Annotated in this window: 15 protein-coding genes, 2 pseudogenes and 1 CRISPR repeat array; of the genes and pseudogenes, 14 read left to right on the top strand and 3 right to left on the bottom strand. The window is 36.9% G+C overall.

Annotated elements, in window-relative coordinates:
* The first annotated feature begins 3 nt into the window (after positions 1-3).
* From infB to dnaJ, 8 genes are all read left to right on the top strand, one after another.
* Entirely contained in the window at positions 4-2,607 is a 2,604-nt protein-coding gene (gene infB / locus CP366_RS05325; protein ID WP_089148113.1) for a translation initiation factor IF-2, read from the top strand.
* A gap of 19 nt (positions 2,608-2,626) precedes the next feature.
* Positions 2,627-2,992 (top strand): ribosome-binding factor A, encoded by a 366-nt coding sequence (locus tag CP366_RS05320; RefSeq protein ID WP_013086491.1) that lies wholly within the window; start codon positions 2,627-2,629, stop codon positions 2,990-2,992.
* 55 nt (positions 2,993-3,047) lie between these two features.
* Positions 3,048-3,941, top strand: coding sequence for a tRNA pseudouridine(55) synthase TruB (truB, locus tag CP366_RS05315; RefSeq protein ID WP_089146771.1), 894 nt, complete (start codon positions 3,048-3,050; stop codon positions 3,939-3,941).
* A gap of 5 nt (positions 3,942-3,946) precedes the next feature.
* The gene (gene ribF, locus CP366_RS05310; protein WP_180707127.1) at positions 3,947-4,897 is read left to right on the top strand and encodes a riboflavin biosynthesis protein RibF; all 951 of its coding nucleotides are present in this window, start codon (positions 3,947-3,949) and stop codon (positions 4,895-4,897) included.
* 137 nt (positions 4,898-5,034) lie between these two features.
* Positions 5,035-6,084, top strand: a complete 1,050-nt coding sequence (gene hrcA / locus CP366_RS05305) for a heat-inducible transcriptional repressor HrcA (protein ID WP_005719259.1) — start codon at positions 5,035-5,037, stop codon at positions 6,082-6,084.
* 12 nt (positions 6,085-6,096) lie between these two features.
* Complete coding sequence (gene grpE / locus CP366_RS05300; protein ID WP_005719257.1) at positions 6,097-6,681, top strand: nucleotide exchange factor GrpE; 585 nt, start codon at positions 6,097-6,099, stop codon at positions 6,679-6,681.
* A gap of 16 nt (positions 6,682-6,697) precedes the next feature.
* The gene (gene dnaK / locus CP366_RS05295) at positions 6,698-8,551 is read left to right on the top strand and encodes a molecular chaperone DnaK (protein ID WP_013086488.1); all 1,854 of its coding nucleotides are present in this window, start codon (positions 6,698-6,700) and stop codon (positions 8,549-8,551) included.
* An 82-nt stretch (positions 8,552-8,633) separates the two neighbouring features.
* Positions 8,634-9,785, top strand: coding sequence for a molecular chaperone DnaJ (dnaJ, locus tag CP366_RS05290; protein WP_005719254.1), 1,152 nt, complete (start codon positions 8,634-8,636; stop codon positions 9,783-9,785).
* 59 nt (positions 9,786-9,844) lie between these two features.
* On the opposite strand, the gene CP366_RS05285 is transcribed toward dnaJ, so the two are convergent.
* A complete protein-coding gene (locus CP366_RS05285; protein ID WP_013086487.1) occupies positions 9,845-10,300 on the bottom strand; it encodes a bis(5'-nucleosyl)-tetraphosphatase in 456 nt (151 codons plus the stop codon).
* 107 nt (positions 10,301-10,407) lie between these two features.
* Between CP366_RS05285 and lepA the strand changes: the two genes are divergently transcribed.
* The 4 genes from lepA to CP366_RS05265 all read left to right on the top strand — a co-directional run bounded on the left by lepA (position 10,408) and on the right by CP366_RS05265 (position 15,957).
* Positions 10,408-12,246, top strand: coding sequence for a translation elongation factor 4 (gene lepA / locus CP366_RS05280; RefSeq protein WP_013086486.1), 1,839 nt, complete (start codon positions 10,408-10,410; stop codon positions 12,244-12,246).
* Between the two features lies 1 nt (position 12,247).
* Positions 12,248-12,931 (top strand): class A sortase, encoded by a 684-nt coding sequence (locus CP366_RS05275; RefSeq protein WP_057726507.1) that lies wholly within the window; start codon positions 12,248-12,250, stop codon positions 12,929-12,931.
* Between the two features lie 120 nt (positions 12,932-13,051).
* The gene (recJ, locus tag CP366_RS05270; protein ID WP_013086484.1) at positions 13,052-15,325 is read left to right on the top strand and encodes a single-stranded-DNA-specific exonuclease RecJ; all 2,274 of its coding nucleotides are present in this window, start codon (positions 13,052-13,054) and stop codon (positions 15,323-15,325) included.
* 104 nt (positions 15,326-15,429) lie between these two features.
* Positions 15,430-15,957, top strand: a complete 528-nt coding sequence (locus CP366_RS05265; protein ID WP_089148115.1) for an adenine phosphoribosyltransferase — start codon at positions 15,430-15,432, stop codon at positions 15,955-15,957.
* 82 nt (positions 15,958-16,039) lie between these two features.
* Here CP366_RS05265 and CP366_RS05260 read toward each other — a convergent pair.
* Positions 16,040-16,831: pseudogene (locus CP366_RS05260) on the bottom strand (ABC transporter substrate-binding protein); the annotation flags it as partial.
* Between the two features lie 165 nt (positions 16,832-16,996).
* Between CP366_RS05260 and CP366_RS05255 the strand changes: the two are divergent.
* Positions 16,997-17,236: a hypothetical protein gene (locus CP366_RS05255; RefSeq protein WP_089145791.1), complete on the top strand. Its 240-nt coding sequence runs from the start codon at positions 16,997-16,999 to the stop codon at positions 17,234-17,236.
* 93 nt (positions 17,237-17,329) lie between these two features.
* Positions 17,330-17,967: a CRISPR direct-repeat array (repeat unit 28 nt; unit sequence GTATTCTCCACGTATGTGGAGGTGATCC).
* A gap of 289 nt (positions 17,968-18,256) precedes the next feature.
* Positions 18,257-19,576, top strand: coding sequence for an FAD-dependent oxidoreductase (locus CP366_RS05250; RefSeq protein WP_089148116.1), 1,320 nt, complete (start codon positions 18,257-18,259; stop codon positions 19,574-19,576).
* Positions 19,577-19,620: 44 nt separating this feature from the next.
* On the opposite strand, the pseudogene CP366_RS10645 reads toward CP366_RS05250, so the two are convergent.
* A pseudogene (locus CP366_RS10645) lies at positions 19,621-19,746 on the bottom strand (phospho-sugar glycosidase domain-containing protein); the annotation flags it as partial.
* Positions 19,747-19,775 lie beyond the last annotated feature (29 nt).

Here is a 19,775-nt window from a genome sequence, read left to right as displayed (position 1 = left end):
TGGATGGCAAAGAAAAGAATTTATGAAATCGCAAAAGAAGTCGGCGTTGATAACAAAGTTGTAGTCCAAAAAGCAAAGGATTTAGGCTTAGATGTAAAGAATCACATGTCATCAGTAGATGATTCACAGGTTGCAAAGTTAAAGAATAGTTTCCAAAACTCCGCTCCTGCTGCAAAATCTTCTAATAAAAAGAATAAAATAAAAATCTCTGTTTCTTCTATTCGCAAAAATGAAAAGAAGCAAGAAGATAATAATAGTTCTAAGAATTCTAAGAAACGCAATAATAAACGTCGTTCAAATAATCACGGTCATGAGAATAAAAATGATCGTAGAAATAATACAGGTAAGCCAAAGGCAGCTGCTTTGTTACAACAATTTAAACAAAAGCAACGGGCAGAAGAAGGGCAACTTAATCGTGAAGCCCAAAAAGCCAGAAAAGAATATCATGAGCAATTAAGACATCCAAAACAAGAACAGCCAGTGAAAGATAATAAGAAAACAACCAACCACAAAGATAACAAGAAGAAAGCAGAACCAGTAGAAAAGAAAGTTATTGGTCCTAAGATTTTAAAGCCTTCTCCAGCTCGTTTGAAGAAGCAACAGCCTGAAGCGACTAAAGAACGAGTTCAAGTTACTATTCCTGAGGCTCCTAAGGAAGAAAAACGCGGCAATAATCGTGGTCGCAACATGGGAAAGCCAGGACGCAAGGGTAAAAATCAATTTGGCAATGGTCGTAGTGACCATTCAGATCGTTCAGAGAGAAAGCGGCGTAAGAATAAAAAACGTCAACAAGAGCAAAAACCAAAGAAAACACTTACTAAGCGTAAGGAACGTCCATTACCAGAATCATTAGTTTACGAAGAAGGTATGAACGCTCAAGATATTGGTAAGTTAATTCACCGTGAACCAGCTGAAATTGTTAAGAAACTCTTCATGCTTGGCGTGATGACTAACCAAAACCAATCTTTGGATAAAGATACAATTGAACTTTTAGCTGCTGAATATGGTATCAATGCTGAGCAAAAAGTTCATGAAGACATCTCTGATATTGATAATATCTATGACAAGAGAATGGAAGAGTCAAAGGAATCTAAAAACCAGGTTAAACGCCCACCAGTTGTTACAATCATGGGACACGTTGACCATGGTAAGACCACTTTACTTGATCGTCTTCGTCATACTCATGTTTCAGCTCATGAAGCTGGTGGTATTACTCAAAAGATTGGTGCTTACCAAGTTAGATTAGATGATCGCTTAATTACATTCTTGGATACACCAGGACACGCAGCATTTTCTAACATGCGTGCACGTGGTGCTGAAATTACTGATATTGTTGTACTGGTTGTTGCTGCAGATGATGGTGTAATGCCACAAACTGTAGAAGCAATTGACCATGCAAAGAGTGCTAATGTTCCAATAATTGTAGCAATTAACAAGATGGATAAGCCAGGTGCAAATCCACAACACGTAACTGAGGAATTAATGAAATACAATTTGATTCCTGAAGATTACGGTGGTGATACTATCTTCGTTAATATTTCAGCTAAGACAGGTCAAAATGTTGATGACTTATTACAAATGATCTTGTTGCAATCTGATGTGATGGAACTTAAGGCTAATCCAACTGAAATGGCAATTGGTACTGTGATTGAAGCTCGTTTGTCACGTGGTCGTGGACCTGTAGCAGACGTTTTAATCCAACAAGGTACACTTAATGTTGGTGACCCGATTGTTGTTGGTAACACTTTTGGTCGTGTTCGTACTATGACTAATGATCGTGGACGTCAAGTTAAGAAGGCTACACCATCAGAACCTGTTGAAATTACTGGTTTGAACGATGTGCCTGAATCTGCTGATAAGTTAGTTGAATTTAAGGATGAAAAGACCGCTAGAAGTGTTGGTGAAGCTAGAGCACAACAAGCTTTACAAAAGTCTCGTGAAAATGTTCAACACGTAACTCTTGATAACCTCTTCGATACTATGAAGAAGGAAAACATGAAGGAAGTTGACATTGTCTTGAAGGCTGATGTTCAAGGTTCTGTAGAAGCTTTACAACAATCGCTTGAAAAGATTGAAGTTGAAGGCGTACGTGTAAATATCATTCACTCAGGTGTAGGTGCCATTAATGAATCAGATGTAACTTTGGCTGGTGCATCAAATGCATTTATTATTGGGTTCAACGTTCGTCCAACTGCTACTGCTAAGAGCCAAGCTGAAACCGATGGCGTAGATATTCGTCTTTACAGCATTATTTACAAGGCTATTGATGATGTTACTGCTGCCATGAAGGGTATGCTTGAACCAACTTATGAAGAAAAGGTTATCGGTAATCTTACTGTTCGTGAAACTTGGAAGGTTTCTAAGGTTGGTACAATTGCTGGTTCCTTCGTTGATAAGGGCTTGGTTAAGAATGATTCTAAGATTAGAGTTATCCGTGATGGTATCGTTAAGTATGATGGTGAAATTGCTTCACTTAAGAGATTTAAAGATGATGTTAAGGAAGTTAAGCAAGGTAACGATTGTGGTTTAACGATTAAGGACTACAACGACATTAAAGTTGGCGACGAATTCGAAGTTTACGAAATGCAACAAGTTGAGCCTAAGTAATTACTATTAGGAGGAAAACATGAAGCATAGAATTGGTCGTGTTGAAGGTGAAATTCTACGCGAATTAACCAAGATTTTACAAAAGAATATTCGTGATCCGCGCTTAAGTGGTGTAACTATTACCGCAGTTGAATGTACGAATGATCTTTCATATGCAACTGTTTATTACAGCCTGCTAACTGAAGATGAGCATAAGGAAGAAGAGGTTCAGGCAGGTTTTGAAAAGGCAAAAGGCATGATGCGTCATTTGCTTGGTCAAACATTAACTGTTTATAAGGTTCCTGAATTAATTTTTAAACGTGATAATTCAGTTTTGTATGGTAGTAAGATTGACCGTTTGATTGCAGAAGTTAAGAAACAAGATGCTAAGCGGGAAAACAAATAAAAAAGAGGGCGCCGTGATGGTGCCCTTTTTTTGTTGAAAGGAATAGGGAATAATTATGTTAAACGGAATTTTAGTTATTGATAAAGATAAAGGGATGACTAGTGCAGATGTAGTTTATCATTTGCGCCGCGTATTAAATATTAGAAAAATAGGACATGCTGGTACGCTTGATCCCGAGGTGACAGGCGTTTTACCAATTGCTATTGGTCAGGCTACTAAATTAATTGAAATGATGCATACTAGGCCAAAAGAATATATTGGCACGGGACTATTTGGTTATAGCACAGATAGTTATGATGCAACTGGAACTGTTTTAAAAGAAAAAAAGTTGATTCAGCCTTTTTCTGGTGCAGAAATTCAAGAAAATATGAATAAATTTGTAGGAGAAATTGTTCAAGTGCCTCCAATTTATTCTGCTGTTAAAGTGAATGGTAAACATCTTTATGAATATGCGCGTGAAGGAATTGAAGTCGAGCGACCTCAGAGAAAGGTTGAAGTCAAACAATATGATCTAACTAAAGAACCAGTTTTTGATATAAATACTGGGCAAGAAAGCTTTGATTTTAAGATTAAATGCAGCAAAGGCACTTATGTTAGATCGTTAGTTAATGATCTAGGTGAAAAATTAGATTGCCCCGCAACGATGACTTATTTGAGAAGAACAGCTAGTTCTGGCTTTGATATTACACAAGCAGTAAAATTAAAGGAGATTGAAGAGAATCCGGAAAAGGCCACTGAACTTATACAGCCGATTGATGCATTTTTTAAGGAATACACTCAGGTTGATTTAACTGAAGAAAAGTGGCTTAAAGTTAAAAATGGAGCAGGTATTTCGCTTGAAACTAATGCGAAAAAAGTTGCACTACGATACAATAAAAAGGTGAAAGCAATTTATGAAAAAAAAGGAAAGCTTTATCGCCCAAGCTTAATGCTGTTGCAAAATGAATAAATGAAATGAAGGAATTAGCTGTGAAAATCGTTCATTTAACATATCCTGTTAAGGAAAATATTTTATCTACTAGAATTGTGCTTGCCCTTGGCTTTTTTGATGGGGTTCATTTGGGACATCAGCGCTTAATTAATCAGGCTAAAGAAATTGCATTACAGAAGAAATTGTCATTAGTTGTGTTGACCTTTGATCGACATCCTAAGGAAGTTTATGAGTCGAAACGAGATTTTAAATACTTAGAAACTTTGGAAGAAAAAGCTAACAAAATGGCGGAATTAGGAGTAGATTATTTGGCTGTTTTACCATTTACTAAAAATTTCAGTCAAATTTCTGCACAAGAATTTGTCGATAATGTAATTGTCAGATTAAATGCTGATACCGTTGTTGCTGGCTTTGATTACACTTATGGTCCTAAGAATATTGCAAATATGGCTAATTTACCCCAATTTTCCAAAGGGCGTTTTAATATTGTAGTGATGCCAAAGCAAACTTTTAACGGTAGAAAAATTGGCTCAACTGAAATTCGTCAAGCAATTAAGGATGGTCAGATGGAATTAGCCACTGAATTAATGGGGCACCATTATGTAATGAGTGGTATCATTGGGCATGGTAAACGAAATGGTCATAAGCTAGGCTATCCAACAGCTAATTTGATTTGGGCAGAACATAAGGTGATTCCTAAAATTGGAGTTTATGCTACCAAGACTAAAGTAAATGGTAAGTGGTATAACTCCATGACTAGCGTTGGCTATAATGTAACCATTAATCAGGACAAGAAGATATATATTGAATCTAATATTTTTGATTTTAATGAAGATATCTATGGTAAGCCAATGAAGATCAAATGGTATAAATATACCAGAGGTGAGAAAAAATTTGCCGGATTACCTGAACTGAAAGAGCAACTTGAACGAGATGAGCAAGAAATTAGGGCTTATTTTAAGCAAAAGGGTTAAGAAGCTACGTACTTTGAAAAAAGTGCGTATTTTTTTGAATAAAATTAGCAATCTACTTGATTTAGTGCTAATTTCTGGTATCATATTAACTGTTAGCACCTGAGAGATGTGAGTGCTAAAAGTGAGGGCGATATAATATGTTGACCGAGCGTCAAGAGCTTATTTTAAAAACAATAATTACAGACTTTACACAAAGTCATGAGCCAGTAGGTTCAAAGACCGTAATGAAGCAGTTGCCAATTAAAGTTTCAAGTGCAACGATTAGAAATGAAATGGCCGTGTTGGAAGAGCAGGGGTTAATTGAAAAAACTCACTCTTCAAGTGGTCGAATTCCTTCAAGCGAGGGCTATCGTTATTATCTTGATAATTTAGTTGAGCCGTTGCAATTACCAGAGTCTGTTTATAATACAATAGGAAGCCAATTAGATCGACCTTTTCATCAAGTAAATGAAATTGTACAAGAAGCTGCACGAATTCTGTCAGATTTAACTAACTATACCGCATTTGCGGAAGGACCTGAAAGTCATGATGTTAGAGTCACAGGATTTAGAATTGTACCGCTGTCTCAACGACAGATTATGGCAATTTTGGTTACAAGTGATGGTAACATTCAAAATCAGGTATATGCTTTGCCACATAATATTCACGGCGAAGAAATTGAAAAGGCTGTCCGCATGATTAATGATCAGTTAGTCGGAAAGAGCCTAAATGAAATCAACGTTTCGTTGCTAAGTGAATTAGCTAAAAACGAATTAGGCGGCGAACATGTGACTGAATTGCTTAGTTTAGTTGAAGATGTCGTAAAAGATGCAGCTAGTGAGCAGATGTATGTGGATGGACAGATTAATTTGCTCAATAATACTTCTGAACATGATGTAAATGACATTCGTTCTTTGTACGAGTTGATTGATCATAATAATCTGTTCACTAATTTAATGGATGCAAAGGTGGATCCAAAGTCTGGAAATTATCCAGTAAAGGTTAAGTTGGGATCTGAATTACCCAATGATTTATTAAAAAATTATAGTTTGCTGACAGCTGAGTACAGTGTTGGCTCCCATGGTAAAGGAACTATTGCTTTACTTGGGCCAACGAATATGCCATATTCACAAATGATTGGGTTGCTTGAATATTTTAGAAATGAACTAGCTAAAAAGTTGCTTGATTATTACGGCAAGTTTCAATAAAGGAGGTTAGCCGTGAGTAAAGAAGAATTTCCAAGTGAAAAAAATCTAGAGCAAAAAGAAAAGACTTCTGAGCCTAAGGCTAAAAAAGAAGCCGATAAAGGTGAAGAAAAGAAGCAAGAAAAAAATAAACAAGATCAAAAATTAGCTAAAGAATTAGCTGATTTAAAAGATAAGAACAAGGATCTTGAAGATAAGTATTTGCGTAGTGAAGCAGAAATTCAAAATATGCAAAATCGCTACACTAAAGAACGTGCTCAATTAATTAAGTACGAATCTCAAAGCTTAGCGAAGGACATTTTGCCAGCAATGGACAATTTGGAAAGAGCCCTAAGCGTTGAGGCCGATGATGATGTGTCTAAGCAGTTAAAGAAGGGCGTGCAAATGACCCTGGATGCACTTGTGAAGGCAATGAAAGATCACGGTGTAGTTGAGATTGAGGCTGATGGCGTTAAATTTGATCCGACATTACATCAAGCTGTTCAAACAGTAGCAGCTGAGAATGATGATCAAAAAGATCACGTTGTTCAGGTTTTACAAAAAGGATATCAATATAAGGATAGAACACTAAGACCAGCAATGGTTGTAGTTGCTCAATAAGAGAGGAAGCTAATATATGTCAAAAGTTATTGGGATTGACCTTGGGACTACTAACTCAGCAGTTGCAGTTCTTGAAGGTAAAGAACCAAAGATTATCACTAATCCAGAAGGTAACCGGACTACTCCTTCAGTAGTTGCATTTAAAGATGGTGAAATTCAAGTCGGTGAGGTAGCAAAGCGTCAAGCTATTACCAACCCTAATACCATTGTTTCAATTAAGCGTCACATGGGTGAAGCTGATTATAAGGTTAAAGTTGGTGATAAGGAATATACACCACAAGAAATTTCAGCATTTATTTTACAATATATTAAGAAATTCTCAGAAGATTACTTGGGTGAAGAAGTTAAGGATGCTGTTATTACTGTTCCTGCTTACTTCAATGATGCTCAACGCCAAGCTACTAAGGACGCTGGTAAGATTGCTGGTTTGAATGTGCAAAGAATTATTAACGAACCAACTGCTTCAGCATTAGCCTTCGGTTTAAATAAAGACCAAGATGAAAAAGTCTTAGTATACGACCTTGGTGGTGGTACTTTTGATGTTTCTGTATTGCAATTAGGTGATGGTGTCTTTCAAGTATTGTCAACTAATGGTGATACTCATCTTGGTGGTGATGACTTTGATCACCGTATCATGGATTGGTTAATTAAGAACTTTAAGGATGAAAATGGTGTTGATTTGTCGAAGGACAAGATGGCAATGCAACGCTTAAAGGATGCTGCAGAAAAAGCAAAGAAGGACTTGTCAGGTGTATCAAGTACTCATATCTCACTTCCATTCATTTCTGCTGGCGAAGCTGGTCCATTACACCTTGAAGCAGATTTAACTCGTGCTAAGTTTGATGAATTAACTGCTGACTTGGTAGAAAAGACTAAGGTACCATTTGACAATGCATTGAAGGATGCAGGTCTTACTGTTAATGACATTGACAAGGTTATTTTAAATGGTGGTTCTACTCGTATTCCAGCTGTTCAAAAGGCAGTTAAGGAATGGGCTGGTAAGGAACCTGACCATTCAATTAACCCTGATGAAGCTGTAGCTATGGGTGCAGCAATTCAAGGTGGTGTTATCTCAGGTGATGTTAAGGATATTGTTTTACTTGATGTTACCCCATTGTCACTTGGTATTGAGACCATGGGTGGTGTCTTCACTAAGTTAATCGACAGAAACACTACTATTCCAACTTCAAAGAGTCAAATCTTCTCAACTGCAGCAGATAATCAACCAGCTGTAGATGTTCACGTATTGCAAGGTGAACGTCCAATGGCTGCAGACGACAAGACTCTTGGCCGCTTTGAATTAACTGATATTCCACCAGCACCACGTGGTGTTCCTCAAATTCAAGTTACCTTCGATATCGATAAGAACGGTATTGTAAATGTATCTGCTAAGGATATGGGTACTGGCAAGGAACAAAAGATTACTATTAAGAGTTCATCCGGTTTATCAGATGAAGAAATTAAACGTATGCAAAAGGATGCTGAAGAACACGCTGATGAAGATAAGAAGCGTAAGGAAGAAGCAGACCTTAGAAACGAAGTAGATCAATTAATCTTTACTACAGATAAGACTTTGAAAGATACTAAGGATAAGCTCTCTGATAGCGATCGTAAGCCAGTTGAAGATGCTCTTGAAGCTTTGAAGAAAGCCCAAAAGGACAACAACTTGGATGAAATGAAAGAAAAGAAAGATGCTTTATCCAAGGCTGCTCAAGACTTAGCTGTTAAGTTGTATCAACAAAATGGTGGTGCTGCTGGTCAAGCTGGTCCACAAGCAGGTCCTCAAGGCCCACAAGGTGGTAATTCAAATAATGGCAACAACGGTGATGCCCAAGATGGTGAATTCCACAAAGTAGATCCAAATAAGTAATGGGTTTATAATTAAACAAAAGGAGAAAAGAACTACCCATTGAGTAGTTCTTTTCTTTTGAGAATACAAGGAGTTCAAATAGATGGCACAAGAAGATTACTATAAAGTACTTGGCGTAGATCGTGACGCCAGTGATCAGGAAATAAGTAGGGCATATCGTAAATTAGCCAAAAAATATCACCCAGATTTAAACCATGAACCTGGAGCTGAAGAAAAGTATAAGCAGGTTAACGAAGCCTATGAGGTTTTGCACGATAAGCAAAAACGTGCGCAGTATGATCAATTTGGTTCTGCTGGTGTAAATGGTCAAGGTGGCTTTGGTGGTGGAGCTGGTCAAGGCTTTGGCGGTGCCGGATTTGATACTTCTGGCTTTGGTGATTTTGGCGATATCTTTGGCGATATTTTTGGTCAAGGCCGTCAACAGAGGGTTGATCCAACTGCACCACAACGTGGCCAAGATTTGGATTATCAATTGACAATTGATTTTATGGATGCCATTAAGGGCAAAAAGACCCAGGTCAGCTATACTCGAAGCGAAACTTGTGAGACTTGTGGCGGTAATGGTTGTGAAAAAGGTACACATCCAATTACCTGTGATAAATGTCATGGAACTGGTTATATGACAATTACTCAACAATCAATGTTGGGCATGATCCGTCGTCAAACCACTTGTGACAAATGTCATGGTCGTGGTGTGATTATTGAGCATCCATGTAAAACCTGTGGCGGTAAAGGAACAGTTGACCGTAAGAATACTATTGAAGTGGATATTCCAGCGGGAATCGACAATGGTCAACAACTTAGATATCAAGGCCAAGGCGAAGCAGGTATAAATGGCGGACCATATGGTGATTTATATATTAACTATCGAATTAAACCATCTAAAGATTTTGAGCGTCGTGGCCAGACTATTTATACAGAAGTACCAATCTCATTTGCTCAGGCTACTTTAGGAGATGAAATTAACGTTAAGACTGTGCATGGTGATGTAAAGCTAACTATTCCAGCTGGTACGCAACCTAATAAGAAGTTTACTTTGCGTGGACAGGGTGTGCCATATCTTCGTGGTAATGGCAATGGTGATCAAATTACTACAGTTAATATTGTTATTCCAAAGCACATTAATGATAAGCAAAAGAAAGATTTGACCAACTTTGTTCATGATGGTGGTGGCAATATTACACCACAAGAAAAAGGATTTTTTGAACGCTTAAAAGATAAGTTTAATATGTAAATGCTAAAAAAGGTTTCTACTTTGTCGGTAGAAATCTTTTTCTATGAAAAAATATTATTTTATTTTGTTTTGTTTAGAAGATAACTGTTTGCTTTTTTTAAGATTAATTGAAGTTCTTTGTAGCTGAATTCTTTGTAATTTTGTGCAGCCAGACATTTTTGAGCTTCATCATAACTTAACCAGGCACTTTGACGAATTTCGCTTTCTTGTAGTTTAATTTGTTGTCCTTCAATAAATTCTGCTAAAAAGAAAGTAACCTCTTTTTGGCGATTTTTTGTTAAATGGTATGTATCAACTTGATGAAACGTAAAGTCAAATTTAGGGTTAAGACCCACTTCCTCATAAACTTCTCTTTGTGCAGCGTCCTCATTAGATTCTGTTCCTTCTAAATGTCCTTTAGTAAATCCCCAAGCACTTGGAAATTGTTTATAAGGTTGACTTTGAATCATTAGATATTCTAGTTGTGATTTCTGTTTGCGCCAGATGATAGCACCGGCTGATTTTTCAGTTATCATCATTAAACTCCTTGTATTATTAAATTTGGAAATTATTATGCTACAATTTCGTGATTTTATCTAGCTTTGCTATAATAATTATTACATAGTAAAGGGTGAACGATTTTATGGATTTAGAAAAATTAAAAGACTATCAAAAACATATTCGAAATTTTGCGATCGTGGCACACATTGATCACGGTAAATCAACTATTGCTGACAGAATTTTGGAATTAACTGATACTGTTAGTCAGCGTCAACTTAAGAATCAAATGTTAGATGATATGCCGCTCGAACGCCAACGGGGAATTACTATCAAGATGAACTCTGTTGAAGTTAAATACCATGCTGAAGATGGTGAAGACTATATTTTCCACTTAATCGACACACCAGGGCACGTAGACTTCTCTTATGAAGTATCACGCTCTTTGGCTGCTTGTGAAGGGGCTTTGATGGTAGTTGATGCTTCTCAAGGTGTACAAGCTCAAACTTTAGCTAACACCTATCTAGCAATTGATGATGATTTGGCAATTTTGCCAGTTATCAATAAGATTGACTTGCCATCAGCTGATGTTCCTAAAACAAAGGAAGAAATTGAAGAGATGCTCGGCTTAGATGCTTCTGAAGCTGCTGAAGTTTCAGGTAAAACTGGTCAAGGCATCAAGGATATGTTGGAAAAAGTGGTTAAGGACATCCCGGCGCCAGCTGGTGATATTGAAGCACCACTGAAAGCCTTAATTTTTGATTCAAAGTATGATGATTATCGTGGTGTGGTAATGTCCGTTAAAATTGAAGATGGCATGGTTAAGGCAGGCGATCGGATTCAAATTATGAATACCGGTAAGGAATATGAAGTTACCGAGGTTGGTGTTTCAAGTCCTCATCCAATTAAGAAGGATGTCCTGATCGCCGGGGATGTAGGCTACATTACTGCTAATATCAAGTCAGTTCGTGAAACTCGGGTTGGTGATACGATTACTCAAGCAGATAATCCTACTGCAGAAGCTCTGCCAGGCTATCGTCAAATTCCACCAATGGTATATTCAGGTATGTATCCTGTTGATAATCGAGACTATGAAGATTTAAAGGAAGCCTTGCAAAAACTACAACTGAATGATGCTGCCTTGGAATTCGAACCAGAAACTTCAACGGCCTTGGGCTTTGGTTTCCGTTGTGGCTTCTTAGGCTTGCTTCACATGGATGTAGTTCAAGAAAGATTAGAGCAAGAATTTGATCTTGACTTGATCATGACAGCGCCATCGGTTGATTATCATGCAATTATGAACGATGGTTCAACTAAGGTTATCGATAACCCGTCTGATTTACCTGATGCAGGGGAATACAAAGAAGTGCAAGAGCCTTATGTTAAGGCAGAGATTATGGTGCCAAATGACTTTGTTGGTCCGGTAATGGAACTTTGTCAACGTAAGCGTGGCGAATTTGTCACTATGGATTATCTTGATAAGTATCGTGTGAATGTTATTTACAACATGCCATTAGCTGAAATTATTTTTGACTTCTTTGATGATTTAAAGTCATCGACTAAGGGTTATGCTTCATTAGACTATGAAATTACAGGTTACCGCGCAACTGATTTAGTTAAGATTGATATTTTGCTTAACAAGGAGCCAATTGATGCCTTGAGCTTTATTGCTCACAGATCGGAAGCTCAAGACCGGGCTCGACAAATGACTTCAATGCTGAAGAAACTAATTCCACGGCAAAACTTTGAAGTAGATATTCAAGGTGCAATTGGTGCTAAGATTATTTCTCGTGCAACCATTAAGCCATATCGTAAGGATGTTACTTGGAAGATTCATACTGGTGACCCAGATCGTCGTGCTAAATTGCTAGAAAAGCAGAAACGTGGTAAGAAACGCATGAAGGCTGTTGGGCGGGTAGAAGTGCCTCAAGATGCCTTTATGGCAGTGTTGAAGATGAACGATGACGATATCAAGGGAAAATAAAATGGCTAAAAAGAAAACAAATATTAGTAGAATTATACTACGAGTTTTGGGCATTATCCTTTTAATCGTTGGTGTGGCGCTAATCTTTAATAAACAAATTAGCAATCAAATGATTCGTCATAATCAGCAATCTACTCTCAACGGCTTGAATAAAAGTAAAGTTACGGAAAATCTACGTAAAAAAGGGATGTATGATTTTAGTAAAGTAAAATCATTGGGAATAGCGCAAGCAACAAGATCACAAGTTAAGAAAACTTCTGGTGCGATTGGTGCGTTAGCAATTCCTGATGTAAATATGTCCTTGCCAATTATGTTAGGCATGAGTGATGATGCCATGTCGACAGGCGGTGGTACGATGCGAGCTGATCAAGTGATGGGTAAGGGAAATTATCCTTTGGCGGGTCACTATATGACAGCAAAAGGTATCTTATTTTCACCATTAGAAGATGTCAAAAGGGGAGAGTTAATTTATCTAACTAATCTTAATAAAGTATATGTTTATCGAATTTATATGAAAAAGATTGTTGATCCTACAGCTGTTTGGCTAGTTGATAATACGAAGAAAAATATCGTAACTTTGATCACTTGTGCTGATGGGGGCAAGAATCGCTGGGCTATCCGTGGCAATTTAATTAAAACGGAAAAAGCTACCGATAATAATTTAAAGATTTTCAAGTTAAAATAAAAATCTACAATCTTTAACCTGATTTAGATTTGCGTTAAAATTATAATAGATTTTGTAATAAAGACACTCAATCATGAGTGCCTTTTCGTTTTGAAAAAAACATAAGGTGTTTGATAATTAATGAAATGGCAAGAAAGAACAGCTCAAGAATTAGCACCAGACTTAGTTGAAAAGTATCAATTGAGTCCAATCGCAGCTACGTTATTTGCTTTACGCGGTATTAATACGGACGAAAAGCTCGATTTTTGGTTTAATGCTACAGAAGATAATTTAGCTGATCCAGCACTTATGCACGATATGGATAAAGCGATTGAGCGAATTAATCAAGCAATTGATAATGGTGAAAAAATTACTATTTATGGCGATTACGATGCCGATGGGATTACCGCAACAACCATTATGACAGAGACATTAAGTATTTTGGGTGCAGATGTTCATTATTTTATCCCTGATCGCTTTAAAGATGGTTATGGTCCTAATTTAGCTCGATACCAAGATATTGTAGCTGATGGAACTAAATTAATTATCACAGTTGATAATGGAGTTACTGGGATTGAAGAAGTTAAATATGCGCAGGAGCATAGCGTTGATGTGATTTTGACAGATCATCATACTTTTCAGGAAGAAAAACCAGCTGCTTATGCAACTGTCCATTGTAATTATCCTGGGCAAAAATATCCTTTTGATGACTATTGCGGTGCTGGAGTCGCTTATACAATTTGTCGTGGTTTAATGCAAGATACGATGCCCGAATTACTTGATTTAGCAATGATCGGTACGATCGGTGATATGGTTAAAGTCACGGGTGAGGGTCATATTATTGTTAAGCGTGGCCTGGAAATGCTTAATCAAACAGAGCGACCTGGTTTGCGTGCTTTAATTAAAAATGCTGGTCTAACTTTAGGTGGAATCAATGAGACTGATGTAGGATTCAATATTGCTCCACGTTTGAATGCTGTCGGCCGGTTAGATAATGCTAATTTGGCGGTTGAGCTTTTACTAAGTGATGATGACCTTGAAGCACAAAAAATTGCTGATAGGATTGAAGAACTTAATAATCAGCGTAAAGAGTTGACCACTCAAGTTTATGAAAAATGTATGGATTTGATTCAAAAAAATAGCTGGCAGAAGCAAAATACTTTAGTTTTATATGATCCAGAATTTCATGAAGGTGTCTTGGGGTTAGTTGCTAATAAGATTGTTGAAAAAACACATAAGCCGACAATTGTTTTAACTAAAAATGCTGCAGGTGAAATTAAAGGATCAGGTCGTTCATTTACTGGATTTAATTTATTTAATGCATTGAATCCTATTAAAGACCAATACTTAACAAAATTTGGTGGTCATGATTTTGCTTGTGGCTTGTCAATGGAAGAAGAAAAAATTGCTCCGTTACGAGATCAATTTGAAAATAATTTCCAAGTCGAGGGTGGTCTTGAAACTAAAGATTATGATATGGAACTACCTATGAAAGGATTAAGTCCGCAAACTTTAGCGCAAATCAACCAGGTAGGACCTTTTGGTACGGGTGATCCACAACCAATTTTTAGTATTTCTGATCCAACGATCACTCACTTTTTTAAAATGGGTAAAGATAAGAATCACGTTAAATTTACTGTTAACAAGCAAGGTGGAAATTTAGCGGTAGTTGGTTTTAATAAGGGCTTTTTGAATAATAATCTTTTACCATTTATTTCTAAAATTTTTGTGCAGTTATCATTAAACACTTACCGAAAGCAAATTTCTTTACAAGGAATTATGACTGGTCTCGCTTTTGCTTCCCCTAAATTAGCCGTCCCAATGCCGGTAATCGATTTACGTCAAGAAAAATATGTGATGGGTTTTGCTGATCGCTATCTATTATTTGATCAAAAAAATATTCCGATTGTGCGTAATAGACTGCAAATCGATGAAGATAAGATTAGTTTGGTTAAAGATTATGATCAAACAGGTGAAACGATCGCTTTACTTGATGTGCCACGTAATCAAGTTGAGTTGGATGAAGCTTTGGAAAAGAATTACCAACAGATCTATTTGCGTTTTTTGCTTGATCAATTACCAGTCGAGCAAATTCCAGCTAAAAGTTATTTTGGAAATGTTTTAAAGTATATTTATAGCCATCCAACATTAACCCCAGCAGATTATCGAACCGTAGCACCATATTTAGGTTTAGATTATGATAGTGTGCTTTTCATTCTGAGAGTATTTTTTGAACTTGGTTTTGTAAAACTAGACGAAGGCAAGCTAGTCGGTGCCCCAGCTCCTAAGAAGCAGCCATTAACGGCATCGAAATACTTGATGGCAACTTCTTCGCAAATTAAGTTTGTCAGTCAATTGCGGACGATGCCAAGTCAACGTTTAATTACATATATTAATAATTTGGCAAATAATTAGATAATTATCCTGTTTTCAGTGTTTTTATTGTTAAAATCTGGTAAAATATACTGGTCAAAAGTGTTTGAATACAAACACACAGAATTTGGGAGGTTTTGCTTCTTATGGCAGTTGATTTTAGTAAATATATTGCAAGTGTTCAGGATTTTCCTAACAAGGGCATTGTTTTCCGTGACATCACACCGATTTTGCAAGATGGTGAATTGTATCATGCCGCTACTCATGAATTAGCAGAATATGCTAAGAGTAAGAAGGCAGATGTAATTGTTGGACCTGAAGCTCGTGGTTTTATTGTAGGTTGTCCTGTAGCTACTGAATTAGGCTTAGGTTTTGTACCTGCAAGAAAGCCACATAAGTTACCAAGAGAAGTTGAACGTGCTTCCTATGACTTGGAATATGGCTCAAATAGTTTGGAAATGCATAAAGATGCAATTAAGCCGGGTCAAAGGGTGGTTCTGTGTGATGACTTGATGGCTACTGCTGGTACCTTAAGAGCTTCTAAAGAATTAATCGAAAATCTTGGTGGTAAGCTTGTAGGTGCTGCGTTCTATATTGAATTACCAGATTTACATGGTAGAGAAAAGTTGCCAGATGTTGATATTTACAGTTTGGTTAAGTATCACGGCGCTTAAAATAGAATAATAAAAAGAGGGAATTAAATCGATCTGATTTAGTTCCCTCTTTTATTTGAGCAAGTTGATATTATATTAAGAATTATTTTTTAACAAAGCCGGCGTCATACCAGACATTACTATTGTATTTAACTGACCAGCCAGTGACATTTGCATTAACGGCGGTCAATTCATAACTATTAGAGATTGGTGCGAAATAGGCTTGATCATGCATCCATCTTTGCCATTTTTTGAAGGCTTGAACTCTGTAGTTAGGATCGAAGGCCTTTTGGCTGTCGATATCGTTTAATAGTTTATTATTGGTTTTAGAAGCAAACCGGGCAAAATTCAATTGCGAACTTTGACCATAGAGACTATTTGGTGAAGCATCTTCTAAGCCCCAGGCACCCTCAAGTACATCAATTCTAGGGTCTGCGGCTTTAACTGCTTGAACCCAAAAATTGAATTCCATTGGTCGACCGCCTAAAAAACGTACATTCAAGCCGACCTTCTTCCATTGTTGAATATAATTGGACCAGATAGATTCCGCGTTTGGTGACGATGCGCGAACTGCTAAGTTAATTGTTAATGGTTTACCATTAGGCTGACTACGGAATTTGGCACCTTTTTGATATTTATATCCAGCTTGATCTAGCAATTGTTTTGCTTTTTTAAGATTATATGGATAACCAGGAATACTTCCATCATGAAATTTACCGTATTGTTCTGGAATTAAAGTGTCAACTCGGAAATTAAGATCATGATAGAAGCGGTGGTTGATCATATCAATATTCATGGCTGATAACATTGCTCTTCTTAAAGCTAGGTTATTCATCTTGCTGTGCTTATTCTCAACATTTTTGCCTAATTTACTATCCCAACGGTCGACGCGAAAAGCACTATTGAGTGATAAGAAGTTTGATCAAGCTGTTTTTTATCTGATGGATAATTTGAATTTATTAAAACAATCATTAAGCGCTGATATGGATTATAGTCAATTATTTGAAAAACTGCGAAAGTTAAATAAAAAATTAAAGGTATTTCTAAGCCTTTTCATTATATGCCTAAAAAAACACGTACTATCAATCAGGGAAGGAGAGCAATTAATGCCATAATTAGCAATATTATTGGTGCTGATTGTAAAAAATTACAAAATTTGCAAGATGAACAAATCTTTCAGATGTATCTTGAAGCTAAGCTGCTAAATCAAAATTGGATGAAGCTTAACGATGATCGGGGAGTTAGTCAACGAATCAGAAAAAGAGAATCTTATTTTATTCAATTAACTTTGAATATCTAATTACATAAATTTTGAAAAGTGAGTCTTCTTAAAAGTGATTGAAAATGTTATGATTTGAATTAAGGATCATTGATATAGCGGGATTTGTTTAGTGTATTCTCCACGTATGTGGAGGTGATCCTGTCAATGCAATTACTTATAAAGAAGTATTTCCGTATTCTCCACGTATGTGGAGGTGATCCCGACCGACATTTCTTTTTTAACGCCTTCAAGTGGTATTCTCCACGTATGTGGAGGTGATCCCTCCTCGTTAGCTCTTTGATCCTTTCGGGATCAGTATTCTCCACGTATGTGGAGGTGATCCTCATTCAAAAATTTATGATGAAGCTAAATTCAAGTATTCTCCACGTATGTGGAGGTGATCCCCAAAACGTCCAAACCAACTTGCAAATGTTTAGGTATTCTCCACGTATGTGGAGGTGATCCCCAAGCTGAACATTTTGTTGATTATAAGTGTCAGTATTCTCCACGTATGTGGAGGTGATCCTAAAAGTGGGCGATTGGCTTACTCGCTATTGAGGTATTCTCCACGTATGTGGAGGTGATCCTCAATCACTGGTGAAACTTATGTCACTGATCAAGTATTCTCCACGTATGTGGAGGTGATCCTGTTGGTGCATTAATGGAAGATGCATATTTAGAGTATTCTCCACGTATGTGGAGGTGATCCCAAGGCTGTCAATATCACCGTTCCAACGTGGCTGTATTCTCCACGTACGTGGAGGCATCTTACTCTTGTATCAAGGGATTTCTCTAAAAATAAAAAAATAGATAATCGATTAACTTAATCATTCTAAAAATCGTGCTTGATCTAACTTCCAAACATCGTTATACTAAAGAAAGTGTTGCATCGAGAATCCTTATTCACGATGCCCGATCAACAGAAATTTTAGCAAACCTCTTAAAGGCGACTCGCTTTTAGGAGGTTTTGTTTTTTTATTGCCAAACAAAAAAGATGACAAAAATGCTGTAATCATTCACAATAGGGAACAACAAATTGTTGAATTAGAGGATTTAATTATGAAAACAGTAAAGAATATTATTATCGGCTTTGGTAAAGGCGGCAAAACGCTAGCTAAATTTTTAGCGAAAAAGGGCGAAGAAGTCCTAGTCATTGAAAAATCTAATCAAATGTATGGTGGTACTTGCATTAATATTGCTTGTCTGCCATCTAAACGCTTAATTATCGAAGCGGGTAATGGCGTGGATTTCGTAGATGCAGTTAATGGTAAAAACAAAATGACTTCAATGTTACGCGGGAAGAATTACCATATGCTAGCAGATGAGAAAACAGTGACTGTGCTTGATGGTACTGCTAAGTTTACAGGAGACCATGAAGTTGCTGTAACTTTAACAAATGGTCAAGTAGAAGAATACCGCGGTGAGCGAATTTTTATTAACACTGGAGCAGTTCCAGTGATGTTGCCGATTCCCGGTCTGGCAGAAAGTAGTGCTATTCTTGATTCAACTGCTGCTATGGCCCAAGCTGAATTACCTAAGAAGTTGGTCATTATTGGTGCTGGCTATATTGGCTTAGAATTTGCCTCAATGTTTGCAGAATATGGTTCAGAAGTAACCGTATTGGACTTGCACGATAATTTTTTGCCACGTGAAGATGATGATATTGCGGCTGAAATTAAGCGTGATCTGGAACTTAATGGCGTAAAATTTGAATTAGGTGTAAGGATTACTAAAGTTGATGACCATACTATTTATTATGAGAAAAATGGCGAGTCTTTAACAATAACTGCTGATCGAATTTTAGTTGCTACTGGTAGAAAGCCAAATACTGAGAATCTCGGCTTAAAAAATACTAAGATTAAGCTAACTGAACGTGGTGCAATTGTAGTTGACGATTATTTAAAGACTAATGTCAAAAATGTTTGGGCAATTGGAGACGTTAAAGGCGGCTTGCAATTTACCTATATTTCGCTTGATGATTTTCGAATTATTAAGGACCAATTATATGGGGATGCCCAAAGGAAAGTAAGTGATCGAATTAATGTGCCATATAGTGTGTTTATTACGCCAGCTTTATCTCGAGTTGGCCTAAATGAAAAAGAAGCAAAGGCACAGAAAGTTGAATATGAATTGAAAAAGTTGCCGGTAGCTGCAATTCCTAAAGCACAAGTACTGAAAGACCCACGTGGTTTATTTAAGGCTCTAATTAATCCAGCTAATAACCAGATTTTAGGTGTAACTTTATATGGCGCTGAATCATATGAATTAATTAATCAAATCAGTTTGGCTATGAAAATGAAAATACCAGCACATGTTTTGCGGGATCAAATTTATACGCACCCAACGATGAGTGAAAGTTTTAACGATTTATTCAAGTAAAAAAACAGCTCGTGTCTACAAAATAGTAGATCACGAGCTGTTTTTTACTTACTGGTTAATTTAAATTTAGACCATGGTTTAATGAAGTCGAGCAAGAATAATTCATCTGAACTAATAGAACCAACTTTATTCATGCGCGGTTCTGAAACTGTCAAATCTTTTGTGTAAATAGATCTTTCTCGTAAATTGATTTTTTAAT

The organism is Lactobacillus sp. UMNPBX15 (assembly GCF_002553785.1).
GTDB lineage: Bacteria > Bacillota > Bacilli > Lactobacillales > Lactobacillaceae > Lactobacillus > Lactobacillus crispatus.
The sequence above is the reverse complement of the archived record's forward strand: the minus strand, read 5'-3'. Positions and strand labels throughout refer to the sequence as shown.